This window comes from Streptomyces sp. NRRL WC-3605 (genome assembly GCF_001509795.1).
Classification (GTDB): Bacteria; Actinomycetota; Actinomycetes; order Streptomycetales; family Streptomycetaceae; genus Streptomyces; species Streptomyces viridochromogenes.
The window spans coordinates 102,138-114,260 of sequence record NZ_LLZN01000063.1 but is presented as its reverse complement, the minus strand read 5'-3'; the positions used below and the strand labels follow the sequence as shown (position 1 = coordinate 114,260).

The 12,123-nt window shown below is 72.4% G+C and carries 11 protein-coding genes; 6 read left to right on the top strand and 5 right to left on the bottom strand.

Annotated features, from left to right (window positions below):
- Positions 1–16 precede the first annotated feature (16 nt).
- Positions 17–970: an MFS transporter gene (locus tag ADL34_RS20785; protein ID WP_234375061.1), complete on the top strand. Its 954-nt coding sequence runs from the start codon at positions 17–19 to the stop codon at positions 968–970.
- On the opposite strand, the gene ADL34_RS20780 is transcribed toward ADL34_RS20785, so the two are convergent.
- The gene (locus ADL34_RS20780; RefSeq protein WP_062670451.1) at positions 954–1,775 is read right to left on the bottom strand and encodes a VOC family protein; all 822 of its coding nucleotides are present in this window, start codon (positions 1,773–1,775) and stop codon (positions 954–956) included. The genes ADL34_RS20785 and ADL34_RS20780 overlap by 17 nt on opposite strands.
- A gap of 304 nt (positions 1,776–2,079) precedes the next feature.
- On the opposite strand from ADL34_RS20780, the gene ADL34_RS20775 reads away from it, so the two are divergent.
- On the top strand, positions 2,080–2,931 hold the full coding sequence (locus ADL34_RS20775; RefSeq protein ID WP_107115687.1) for a sulfurtransferase: 852 nt from the start codon (positions 2,080–2,082) through the stop codon (positions 2,929–2,931).
- A 158-nt stretch (positions 2,932–3,089) separates the two neighbouring features.
- Here the strand turns inward: ADL34_RS20775 and sepH are convergent, their stop codons facing one another.
- From sepH to ADL34_RS20760, 3 genes are all read right to left on the bottom strand, one after another.
- Positions 3,090–4,142 carry a septation protein SepH gene (gene sepH / locus ADL34_RS20770; protein WP_062670447.1) on the bottom strand — a complete coding sequence of 351 codons (1,053 nt, stop codon included), beginning with the start codon at positions 4,140–4,142 and terminating at the stop codon, positions 3,090–3,092.
- A gap of 427 nt (positions 4,143–4,569) precedes the next feature.
- Positions 4,570–5,889, bottom strand: a complete 1,320-nt coding sequence (locus tag ADL34_RS20765; RefSeq protein WP_062670445.1) for a D-arabinono-1,4-lactone oxidase — start codon at positions 5,887–5,889, stop codon at positions 4,570–4,572.
- Positions 5,849–7,087 carry an MFS transporter gene (locus tag ADL34_RS20760; RefSeq protein ID WP_062670443.1) on the bottom strand — a complete coding sequence of 413 codons (1,239 nt, stop codon included), beginning with the start codon at positions 7,085–7,087 and terminating at the stop codon, positions 5,849–5,851. Before ADL34_RS20760 ends, ADL34_RS20765 begins: the two co-directional genes overlap by 41 nt.
- 181 nt (positions 7,088–7,268) lie before the next feature.
- On the opposite strand from ADL34_RS20760, the gene ADL34_RS20755 reads away from it, so the two are divergent.
- Both ADL34_RS20755 and ADL34_RS20750 read left to right on the top strand, forming a co-directional pair.
- Positions 7,269–8,396, top strand: a complete 1,128-nt coding sequence (locus ADL34_RS20755; protein ID WP_062670442.1) for a ferrochelatase — start codon at positions 7,269–7,271, stop codon at positions 8,394–8,396.
- 8 nt (positions 8,397–8,404) lie between these two features.
- Positions 8,405–9,220, top strand: a complete 816-nt coding sequence (locus ADL34_RS20750; RefSeq protein ID WP_062670439.1) for an inositol monophosphatase family protein — start codon at positions 8,405–8,407, stop codon at positions 9,218–9,220.
- A 62-nt stretch (positions 9,221–9,282) separates the two neighbouring features.
- Here ADL34_RS20750 and ADL34_RS36405 read toward each other — a convergent pair whose 3' ends face one another.
- Positions 9,283–9,456: a hypothetical protein gene (locus tag ADL34_RS36405; protein ID WP_179199197.1), complete on the bottom strand. Its 174-nt coding sequence runs from the start codon at positions 9,454–9,456 to the stop codon at positions 9,283–9,285.
- A gap of 434 nt (positions 9,457–9,890) precedes the next feature.
- On the opposite strand from ADL34_RS36405, the gene ADL34_RS20745 reads away from it, so the two are divergent.
- Both ADL34_RS20745 and ADL34_RS20740 read left to right on the top strand, forming a co-directional pair.
- A complete protein-coding gene (locus tag ADL34_RS20745; RefSeq protein ID WP_003993508.1) occupies positions 9,891–10,544 on the top strand; it encodes a response regulator transcription factor in 654 nt (217 codons plus the stop codon).
- Between the two features lie 6 nt (positions 10,545–10,550).
- The gene (locus tag ADL34_RS20740) at positions 10,551–11,810 is read left to right on the top strand and encodes a sensor histidine kinase (RefSeq protein ID WP_062670437.1); all 1,260 of its coding nucleotides are present in this window, start codon (positions 10,551–10,553) and stop codon (positions 11,808–11,810) included.
- The last annotated feature ends 313 nt before the right edge of the window (positions 11,811–12,123 follow it).

Below are 12,123 nucleotides of genomic sequence, written 5' to 3'. Positions count from 1 at the left end.
CAGCAGCAGCTCGCTCATGGCGATCGGCTACCACGGCCGGACCCGGGTGCTGTCCTTCCGGATGGTGGTCCTCACCGTCGGCATCCTCGTCGGCGGCGCGCTGGCCCCGCTGCTCGCGGGTGAGGGCGACTCGGTCGGCCGGTACGTCGCCATGGCCGCCGTCCTCGGCGTCTTCACCGTCGTCTTCCAGTACGTCGGCATCGGCGGCGTCCGCGATCTGCTGCCCGCCCCGGACCTCGACCGGCCCGCCCCGGACCTCGACCGGCCGGACCCGGAACGGGCCCCGCACGGCCCGGCCCTCGCCCAGGCGCGGGACGTCCTGCGCGGCAACCGCCCCTTCCGCGTCCTCGTCTCCTGCTATCTCCTCGTCTCCACGACGACCCACCTCGTCCTCGCCGGGCTGCCGTACTACGCCCGCCACGAGCTGGACCGGCCCGGTTTCACCACGGTCCTCATGGCCGCGTTCGTCGCGCCCGCCCTGCTCACCACACCCCTGTGGTTCCGGCTGTCCCGGAGCTGGGGCAAGCAGCGCTGTCTGCTGCTGTGCCAGGGGCTCTTCGTCGCCGGGGCGCTCGGTCTCGCCACGGGGAGGGCGGCCGGACTGGTGGTCCCCGTCCTGTGCACCCTCGTGCTCGGGGTGTGCTTCGCGGGGCTCCAGCTCTTCCCGTTCTCGATGGTCCCGGACACCGTCCGCGCGGTCGGCGGCGAGACCGAACGGACCGGCGCCTACACGGGCGTCTGGACGGCGACGGAGGCGACGGGCGCCGCGGCAGGCCCCTATCTCTACTCGGCGGCCCTCGCCTTCGGCGGCTACGCGGCCGCGCGGGCCGGCGAGGAGGTCACCCAGTCCGGCGGCGCGCACACGGCCATCCTGCTCGGCTTCACGCTCCTGCCCGCGCTCCTCATGGCGGCGGCCCTCGCGGTGCAGTCCCGCTACCGGCTCGACGCCCGCTTCACGACGCCTCGTTGAGAGCGCTCGCCCTGCCCACCAGCGCGAACCGCGCCCCCTCCGGATCGGCCACCGTGGCGACGCGTCCGTGCCCGGTGTCGTGGGACGGGATCAGTGACCGTCCCCCGAGCGCGACGACCCGGTCGACCGCCGCGTCGGTGTCCGGCACGGTGAAGTACGTCAGCCAGTGGGGGCCCCGGTCCCGGGGCAGCGCGGTGCCGACGCCGTGGACGTCCGCGACGGGGCGGCCGTCGACGCTCAGGGTGACGTGGTCGGGCCCGTCGGCGCCGGTCACCTCCTCCTCGTAACCGAACACCGTGGCGTAGAACTTGGCGATGTTCTCGGACTCGAAGGTCCGCAGTTCGTTCCAGGCGGGGGTGCCGGGCACGCCGGAGACGGCCGCGCCGAGGTGGGCGGCGGCCTGCCAGATGCCGAAGACGGCGCCGGCGGGGTCGGAGCAGATCGCCATGCGCCCGGCCTCACCGGCGTCCAGCGGGCCCACCCCGACGGTACCGCCGCACATCCGTACCGACTCCGCGGTCGCGTCGACGTCGCGGGAGGCGAGGTATGGCGTCCAGGCGACGGGGAGATGGAGGTCGGGCGGCAGTTGGCCGATTCCGGCCACCTCGCGACCGTCGAGCAGCGCGCGCACATAGGGTCCGAGTTGCCGGGGGCCGGGCTGGAACTCCCAGCCGAACAGCTCTCCGTAGAACTCCTGGGTGGCGTCCGGCGCGTGCACCATCAGGCTCACCCAGCAGGGTGTGCCGGGCGCGTGCCGGGCGTGCGTCGCGCCGTTCGGGCCGGCCGACCCCCGTGCCTCGGTCATCGTCACTCTCTCCTCGGCCGCTGGCGCAGGCCGTGTCGCTTCCGCCGTCCGGACCCCCGAGCCGATGCTCGCACCACCGTGGCCGCGCGTGTCGCGGGCGCGCCGCCGCAGGACGGCCGGCGCCCGGAGGGCGCACCGTGGCGTCTGTGTGCGCGATACCGCCCGTTCCCGCGCGCGGGACGACGGATGCCGATCGGCTGTACAGCTTGTGCCCGATCCCGTACGCCTCGTGATCGGGCCTGTCCGGCGGGCAGATTAACGGGCGTGAGCCGCCGCGGCCACCCTGTGCGCGAGGATGGGGACCATGAACGCCATCATCTCCGCATCAGAACTGGCCACGGCCCTGATGGGCGACGACCCGCCGGTGCTGCTCGACGTCCGCTGGCAGTTGACGCTCGCCACGGCGTCCGGTGAACCGCCGTTCGACGGCCGGGCGGCGCACGCGGCCGGGCACATCCCCGGTGCGGTCTACGTCGACCTGGACCGGGAGTTGGCGTCCGAGCCCGGCCCGCGCGGCCGTCACCCGCTGCCGGACCTGGCCGGATTCGGACGGGCGATGCGGCGGGCGGGCGTGTCCTCGACGCGTCCCGTGGTGGTGTACGACGGCGGGCAGGGCTGGGCGGCCGCCCGCGCCTGGTGGCTCCTGGTCTGGACCGGGCACCCGGATGTGCGGGTCCTGGACGGCGGGCTGCCGGCCTGGGAGGGGCCGCTGGAGACGGCCGCACCGGCCCCGGCGGAGGGGGACTTCGAGCCGGTGCCGTCGGCGACGGGGCTGCTCGACGCGGACGGCGCCGCGGCGCTCGCGCGGTCGGGCGTGCTGCTCGACGCGCGGGCGGGGGAGCGGTACCGCGGCGAGGTCGAGCCGATCGACCCGGTCGGCGGGCACATCCCGGGTGCCGTGTCGGCGCCGACGAACGAGAACGTGGGCCCGGACGGTCGGTTCCTGCCCGCCGGTGAACTCGCCGCCCGTTTCAAGGAACTGGGCGCCGTCGAGGGCACGGAGGTCGGCGTCTACTGCGGCTCGGGCGTGTCGGCGGCCCATGAGGCGCTCGCGCTCGCGGTGGCCGGCATTCCGGCCGCCCTCTACGTGGGGTCGTGGTCGGAGTGGTCGGCCGACCCCTCCCGGCCGGTGGCCGTGGGCCCGGACCCGCAGTAGCGGCACGCGGCTCGGACATGAGCGAGGGCCGCGTCCATCCGACGCGGCCCTCACACAAAGGCGCTCACGCAAACGCGTTCACGCAAACGCGTTCACGCAAAGGCGAGCGCACGGCGGTGTTCGCACAAAGACGTTCGACGAGTGAACGCGCCCGCCCGCTACTCCTGCTTCTTCCTCCGCGTGCCGAACACGATCTCGTCCCAGCTCGGCACGGCGGCCCGGCGGCCCGGGCGGACACCGTCCGCCTCGGCCTGACGGTCCGTGGCGCCGATGAGCCGGTCGCGATGGCTGCCGACGGAGCGCGGCATGAGGACGTCCGCGTACGCGGACCCGGCCGACGCGGCGGGCGCCGGGGGCTCCTCGGCGGCCGGCTCGACCGCGGGCTCCTCCGGGTCGGGCTCGGTGGGCCGCTCCGGGACCACCAGGTCGCCGCGGAAGCTCGGCACCGCTTCCAGCAGGCTGGTCAGCGAGTCCCGTTCCTCCGTCATCTCCTCGGCCGGCTCGGACGCCTGCGCGGGCAGGCTCGGCCGCTCCAGCGCACGGTCCAGCGCGCGGTCCATCGAGCGCTCCTGGCGCTCACGCGGCAGCCGGGCGATCCGCGGCACGAACGGGAAGCTCGGCTCGGGCGCGGCGAGGTCGTCGGACTCGCCGATCAGCGAGCGCGCCTCGTCGTCGACGGCCTGGACGAGCCGTCGCGGCGGGTCGTACGTCCAGCTCGCCGAGTGCGGTTCACCCGCCACCATGTAGACCAGGAGCACTTCCCAGGTGCCGTCGTCGCGGCGCCACGAGTCCCACTGCACGGTGTCCTTGTCGGCGCCGCGCAGCAGCAGCCGCTCCTGGACGGCCTCGCCGAGCTGCGGCCCCGCCGCGTTCTCACCGGGGCGGCGCACCGGGGTCTTGCGGGCGCGCTCGGCCATGAAGGCGCGTTCGGCGAGCACGGGGCCCTCGAAGCGCCGGACACGGTCGACGGGGATGCCGGCGAGCTGGGCGACCTCTTCCGCGGTCGCACCGGCTCGTATACGCGCCTGGATGTCGCGGGGGCGGAGATGGCTCTCCACCTCGATCTCGATCTGGCCGAGGCGAGGACGGTCGCCGCGCACGGCGGCGCGCAGGCGTTCGTCGATCGGAAGGGTGTACTCCGTCGCGTCGGCAGCCTTCAGCACCAGCCGTGTGCCGTCATTGGAGACGGCCACGACACGCAGTTCGGGCATGGGGACCTCCCGGGTGGTGCCTGCCGACGTCACGTGCGTCGCTGCTTCCGCTAGTCGAGTGTGGCCTGCCCGGGTGCAGCCTGCCACAACCTTGCCGAGTTGCCCGGCGTGTCGGGCCAGGGCCCTGGATCGCCGTTATGGCACGGTTACCTATTCGCAACGCTAAGTGACGAACTCCGTCACCCTGTGCAACTAGCCCCCTCCCGGCGGTCCTTGAAGGCCACGGACGCCCAGGCGGGAGACCGGACCCAGGGCTCGCAACAGTACTCCATTCGGGCCACGTGCGTGGATTGGCACGCCGCCCAACTTCTGGCAAGAAGCGTGACTCGGCCGTCCGTTGAGCGCTTCGAGGATCTTGGACGTGGCGTACTTCACGCAATGCGCAGAAACGGAGGCGAATGGTCTCCTGTGGTGCGGTTGCCCCCGGTCAGGGCCCCAACACCCGGCGCAGGTAGTCGTTCTGGAAGAGGCGGCCGGGGTCCAGGCGGTCCCGCAGCGCGGTGAACTCGCCGAAGCGCGGGTAGACCTTCGCGAAGTACTCGGCGTCCCGTGTGTGCACCTTGCCCCAGTGCGGGCGCCCCTCGTGCGCGGTGAAGACGCGCTCGGCGGCGGTGAAGTACCGCTGGTACGGCGTGCCCTTGGCCATGTGGACCGCGATGTACGCGCTGTCGCGGCCGGACGCCGTGGACAGCGTGATGTCGTCGGCGGGGGCCGTGCGCACCTCGACGGGGAAGCTGACCCGCAGTCCCGACCCGTCGACCATGGCCCTCAGTTCGCGGAGCGTGTCCACGACGGCCGCGCGCGGGACGGCGTACTCCATCTCCACGAAGCGGACCCGGCGCGGCGATGTGAAGACCTTGTAGGGGATGTCCGTGTACGTCCGCGCCGACAGCGCCGTGCTGGAGATCCGGGCGATCGCCGGGATCGCGGCGGGTGCCGCGCGGCCCGCCCACTGGGCCGCCTGGAAGACGCCGTTGGAGAGGAACTCGTCCTCGAACCACCCCTTCAGCCGGGAGACCGGCTGCTCGGGGCCCGCGCTGCGGTTGTTGCGCTTGGTGTTGGTGTTGCCGGTGTGGGGGAACCAGTAGAACTCGAAGTGCTCGTTCTCGGCCCACAGTTCGTCGAACTCGGCGAGCACCCGGTCGAACGGCATCGGTTCCTCACGGGCCTGGAGCAGGAAGACAGGCTCCACGGCGAACGTGATCGCGGTGACGATCCCGAGCGCGCCCAGGCCGATCCGGGCCGCCGCGAAGACCTCCGGGTTCTCCCGCTCGGAGCAGCTGAGGACCGAGCCGTCCGCCGTGACCAGTTCCAGGCCCCGGATCTGGGCGGCGATCGACCCCGACTCGCGGCCGGTGCCGTGGGTGCCGGTGCTGGTGGCGCCGGAGACCGTCTGCTCCATGATGTCGCCCATGTTGGTGAGGGACAGGCCCTCGCGCGCCAGGGCCATGTTGAGCCGCTTCAGCGGAGTGCCGGCCTCCACCGTGACCGTCATGGCCTCCCGGTCGATGCGCCGGATACCGGTCAGCAGATGGGGACGCACCAGCACGCCGTCGGTGGCAGCGATGGACGTGAAGGAGTGGCCGCTGCCGACCGCCTTCACCTTCAGGCCGTCCTCGGCGGCCCGGCGTATCGCCCCGGCCAGTTCCTCCACCGACGCCGGAGCGACCTCCCGCGCGGGGCGCGCCGCCACATTGCCGCCCCAGTTACGCCACGTGCCGTTCTTCGCGCTCGCCGTGCTGCCCAACGGTGCCTCCCCGACGTGGCGCCGGCCTGCTGAGCCGGCGGTACCCCAGGAAACCGACCGCGACCGCGACGGCCCCGGACACCGCCGGGACCACGTACCCGGCGCCCGCTCCGGCGGCGTCGATCACCCAGCCGGCCACGGACGAGCCGAGCGCGACGCCGACCGCGAGCCCGGTGCTCACCCAGGTCATGCCCTCGGTCAGTTGCGCGCGTGGTACGTGCTGCTCGATCAGCGACATGGTCGTGATCATCGTGGGAGCGACGGCCATGCCGGCGACGAACAGCGCCACGGCCAGAAACGGCAGGTTCCCGACCAGTAGGAGGGGGATCATACTCACGGCCATCGCGCATATGCCCAGCAGCCAGCGAGGTTCGGGCGCCCCCTTGAACCGCAGCAGCCCGAAGACCAGGCCCGCCCCGCAGGAACCGGCCGCGTACAGCGCGAGCACCACGCTCGCCGCGCCCTTGTGCCCCTGCTCCTCGGCGAAGGCGACGGTGACCACGTCGACGGCGCCGAAGATCGCGCCCGTCGCCACGAAGGTGGCCACGAGCACCTGGAGTCCCGGCGCGGCCAGCGCGGTGCGCCCGCCCCGGCGTTCACGTGGGTGCGGCGCGGGCTCGGTCTCCCGCTGCGCGGTCAGCCAGAAGACGCCGACGGCCAGGAAGCAGCCGGCGAGCAGCGGCCCTGCCTCCGGGAACCACGCCGTGGACAGCCCGATGGAGATGATCGGCCCGAAGATGAAGCACACCTCGTCGATCACCGACTCGAACGAGTACGCGGTGTGCAGCTTCTCCGTTCCGCCGTACAGCGCGGCCCAGCGGGCCCGGACCATCGCCCCGACGCTGGGCACGCAGCCGATGCCGACGCAGGCCGCGAACAGCACCCAGTCCGGCCACGAGAAGTGAGCGGCGACCAGCAGCAGGGCGGCCGCCGCGAGCGCGAGCAGCGTGGCCGGGCGCAGCACCCGCCGCTGCCCGTGCCGGTCGACCAGGCGGGAGACCTGGGGGCCCGCCGCGGCGGCCGACAGCGCGATGGTCGCCGACAGGGCGCCGGCCAGGCCGTAGCGCCCGGTCAGCTGCGACACCATCGTGACCACGCCGATGCCCATCATCGACAGCGGCATCCGCCCGAGGAGGCCCGCGCTGGTGAAGCGCTTGCTGCCGGGAGCGGCGAACAGGGCGCGATAGGGGCTCGGCACGGCGGACTCCGGGCGGGCGGGAGCAGCTGACGGCGGCGGCTCGGCGGACGGAAAGGGTCTCGACACCGGTACGGATGTCCGACACGACGTACGAGTTAGGTGACCCTAACGTACTCGTCCGGCTGAGCCGGGCACCCGGTCGGCTGCCCCGCTGTCCGTACCGGATGACAGGATCGACCCCATGCCAGATCCGCGTGATGCCAGCCCTTACGACGCCCTGCTCCTGCTCTCCTTCGGCGGCCCCGAGGGCCCGGACGACGTGATCCCCTTCCTGGAGAACGTCACCCGCGGCCGGGGCATCCCCAGGGAACGCCTGAAGGAGGTCGGCGAGCACTACTTCGGGTTCGGCGGCGTGAGCCCCATCAACGCCCAGAACCGCGCCCTGCTGGACGCCCTGCGCAAGGACTTCGCCGACCACGGACTGGACCTGCCGGTCTACTGGGGCAACCGCAACTGGGCCCCGTACCTGACGGACACCCTGCGCGAGATGGCCGCCGACGGCCGCCGCCGCATCCTGGTCCTCGCCACCAGCGCCTACGCCTCCTACTCGGGCTGCCGCCAGTACCGCGAGAACCTCGCCGACGCGCTGGCCGCCCTGGAGGCGGAGGGCACGGAGCTCCCGCGGATCGACAAGCTGCGGCACTACTTCAACCACCCCGGCTTCCTGGAGCCCATGATCGACGGCGTGGTCGCGTCCCTCGCCGACCTGCCCGAGGGGGTGCGGGCCGGCGCCCACATCGCCTTCTCGACCCACTCGATCCCGCTGTCGGCGGCCGACACCTCCGGCCCGGTGGAGTCGCACGGCGACGGCGGCGCGTACGTCACGCAGCACCTGGACGTGGCCCGCACGATCGCCGAGGCGGTCCGCGAGCGCACCGGCCGGGACCACCCGTGGCAGCTCGTCTACCAGTCCCGCTCCGGCGCCCCCCACATCCCGTGGCTTGAGCCCGACATCTGCGACCACCTCGAGGAGCGGCACGCGGCCGGTGTCCCCGCGGTCGTGATCGCGCCCATCGGCTTCGTCTCCGACCACATGGAGGTCCTGTACGACCTGGACACCGAGGCGAGGGCCAAGGCGGAGGAGCTGGGCCTGCCGATGCGCCGCTCGGCCACCGTCGGCGACGATCCGCGCTTCGCCGCCGCGATCCGCGACCTCGTCCTGGAGCGGGCGGCCGTCGAGCGGGGCGCGGAGGTCAGGCCCTGCGCCCTCGGCACCCTCGGCCCGAGCCACCATCTGTGCCCTGCCGGCTGCTGCCCCGCCCGCACCCCCAGGCCCGCCGCGGCCGGTGCCGACAGCCCCTACGCATGAGGAGCCCCGTGACCGACGTCCAGCCCTCGGACCTGCTCGCCCTGGCCCGCGAGGCCGCCCGCCGCGCCGGTGACCTGCTGCGCGACGGGCGCCCGGCCGACCTCGCCGTCGCGGCGACCAAGTCCAGCCCGATCGACGTGGTCACCGAGATGGACATCGCGGCCGAGAAGCTGATCACCGACGTGATCTCCGGCCACCGCCCGCAGGACGGCTTCCTCGGCGAGGAGGGCGCCGCCACGGAGGGCACCAGCGGCATCCGCTGGGTCATCGACCCCCTGGACGGCACGGTCAACTACCTCTACGGCCTGCCGACCTGGTCGGTCTCCATCGCCGCCGAGCAGGACGGCGAGACGGTCGCCGGGGTGGTCGCGGCGCCCATGCGCGGCGAGACGTACCACGCGGTGCGCGGCGGGGGAGCCTGGGCGACGGGCCCCTGGGAGGGCGAGCGCCGGCTCACCTGCCGTCCCACGGCTCCCCTGGAGCAGGCGCTGGTGTCGACCGGATTCAACTACGTCAGCGAGGTCCGCACCCATCAGGCCGAGGTGGCCCGGCGCCTGATCCCGCTGCTGCGGGACATCCGGCGCTCGGGCTCGGCCGCGATCGACCTGTGCGATCTCGCGGCGGGCCGCCTGGACGGCTACTACGAGCGCGGGCTGAACGCCTGGGACGTCGCGGCGGGGGACCTCATCGCCCGGGAGGCGGGCGCGGTGACCGGTGGCCGCCCCGGTGAGCGCCCCTCACGGGATCTGACGGTGGCGGCCACACCCGGCGTCTTCGAGCCCCTCCAGCGGCTCCTGGAGGACTTCGGCGCCTGGCACGACTGAGCCGCCCGCACGCGCGAGGGCCCCGGTGCTGGATTCACCGGGGCCCTCGTGTGCCGAGGCGGTCAGACCGTGGTCACGCCGACCTCGACGCCGTGCTCGGCCGCGAGGCGGCGCAGGTCGTCGAGCTCTCCCTGCTCGACCTCGACGAGGAACTCGTCGCCCTCGTCGCGAGCCCGCGTCAGGTCGGACTCGGTCGCCTTTATGCGCTGCAGAAGTCCTGCGGTGAAAGCGTCCATGCTGCGCCCCCTCGTCCTGGGTCGTGGGTCGGTGGCACGGGGGTGTGCCGTCGGAAGGGGCGATCACGTCTCCAGTAGATGCCCAGCGCTGCCCGAGCCGGGCGGCGACGGTGCCGGACACCCACCACCACTCTGCGGAAGCGGATCATCCCGTACCGCACGTGGTGCGGCACAAGCAGAGCGTGATCGCGGGGTGTACATGCCGTCCTCCCCCTGCCGTCTTTCTCGGAAACCTCAACCCGCGCGAAAAATCTGGCATTCCCGCGCCGGTGCCCCGTCTTCCCTGGTCTCGCGCCGGCCCCCGTCGCCCCGCACCCGTCTTACCGCCGACTTATGGCCGAAAAGGGCAGGATGGAGGCCTACGGACCCGACCACACCCCTGCCCGCGCGCGCCGCCGCGCGCTACGCGGGTGGACACAGGAAGGACAAGCGACGTGCGCGTACTCGTCGTCGAGGACGAGCAACTGCTCGCCGATGCGGTGGCCACCGGACTGCGCCGGGAGGCCATGGCCGTCGACGTCGTGTACGACGGTGCGGCCGCCCTGGAGCGCATCGGCGTCAACGACTACGACGTGGTCGTCCTCGACCGCGACCTCCCCCTGGTGCACGGCGACGACGTCTGCCGCAAGATCGTCGAACTCGGCATGCCCACGCGCGTGCTGATGCTCACGGCCTCCGGCGACGTCAGCGACCGGGTCGAGGGCCTGGAGATCGGCGCCGACGACTACCTTCCCAAACCCTTCGCCTTCAGCGAGCTGATCGCACGCGTCCGTGCCCTGGGCCGCCGCACCAGCGTGCCGCTGCCGCCCGTCCTGGAGCGCGCCGGCATCAAGCTGGACCCCAACCGCCGCGAGGTCTTCCGCGACGGCAAGGAGGTGCAGCTCGCCCCGAAGGAGTTCGCCGTCCTGGAGGTGCTGATGCGCAGCGAGGGAGCCGTCGTCTCCGCCGAGCAACTGCTGGAGAAGGCGTGGGACGAGAACACCGACCCGTTCACGAACGTGGTGCGCGTGACCGTCATGACCCTGCGCCGCAAACTCGGTGAGCCGCCGGTGATCGTCACCGTGCCCGGCTCCGGCTACCGGATCTGACCGGCGATGGCAGCGACACCCGCACCGCCCGCCGCGCCACCCAAGCCGACGTGGGACCCGCGCAAGCCGGACCAGCCCTTCCCGTGGCTGCGCCCGACGATCCGCATACGGCTCACCCTGCTGTACGGCGGCATGTTCCTGATCGCCGGCATCCTGCTGCTGTCGATCATCTATCTGCTGGCCGCCCAGGCGCTGCGCACGGGCAACGAACCACTGTTCAAGATCGTCCAGTTCCAGGGCCTCAAGATCACCAGCAACAACTGCCCGGGGATCTCGTCGCTCAACTCGTCCGGCGACCTGTCGCTCGCCGAGTTCAACGACGCGATCAACGCGTGCATGGACCACGAGCGCAAGGCCGCCCTGGACAACCTCCTCAGCCGCTCGCTGCTGGCCCTGCTCGGCCTCGCCGTGATCGCCTTCGCGTTCGGCTACGCGATGGCCGGCCGCGTGCTCTCGCCGCTCGGCCGGATCACGCGCACCGCCCGCGCGGTGGCCGGCTCGGACCTGTCCCGCCGTATCGAGCTGGACGGACCGGACGACGAGCTGAAGGAGCTCGCCGACACCTTCGACGAGATGCTGGAGCGGCTCCAGCGGGCCTTCACGGCCCAGCAACGCTTCGTCGGCAACGCCTCGCACGAGCTGCGCACCCCGCTGGCGATCAACCGGACCCTCCTGGAGGTTCACCTCTCCGACCCGGGCGCGCCCGTGGAGCTCCAGCAGCTCGGCAAGACGCTGCTGGCCACCAACGAGCGCAGCGAACAGCTCGTGGAGGGCCTGCTCCTGCTCGCCCGCAGCGAGAACCAGATCGTCGAGCGCAAGCCGGTGGACCTCGCGGAGGTGGCCGAGCAGGCCGTCGACCAGGTCCGCGCGGAGGCCGACGCCAAGGGCGTGACGATCCGCGGCGAGCACAGACCCGCGGTCATACAGGGCAACGGCGTGCTGCTGGAGCGGATCGCGCTGAACCTGGTGCAGAACGCCGTCCGGTACAACGTGCCGGAGGGCGGCTGGGTGGAGGTCGCCACCGAGGTCCGGCACGGGCAGGCGGTGCTCGTCGTGACGAACACCGGGCCGGTGGTGCCGGCGTACGAGATCGACAACCTCTTCGAGCCCTTCCGGCGGCTGCGCACCGAGCGCACCGGCAGCGACAAGGGCGTGGGCCTCGGGCTGTCCATCGTGCGGTCCGTGGCCCGGGCCCACGGCGGGCACATCGCGGCGGAGCCAAGGGAGGGAGGTGGTCTCGTGATGCGGGTGACCTTCCCGGTCTGAGAGCATGTGCACCGACACGGGCCGACACACGGCACTCCGTGGGCTTGTTCGCTTTGCGCGGAATTTTCACACCGCCCCGGAAGGGAACCCGTGTGTGATCGATCACAAGGACGGTTTTCCGGCCATCTACTGTCCGTGATCATGTGACCGGTCGGAAAGCCGGGAAAATCCGGGTTTTCGGGGGTCCTGATCACGGGAAGTACACGGTGAGATGCCTTTGAACAGCGGCAATCGGACCGTGTACGGTCCCGTTCGCCATCCAAGCCGATCACTCTTGAGGAGTCCGGTTGGGTGTCGATTGAGTAACAGACCT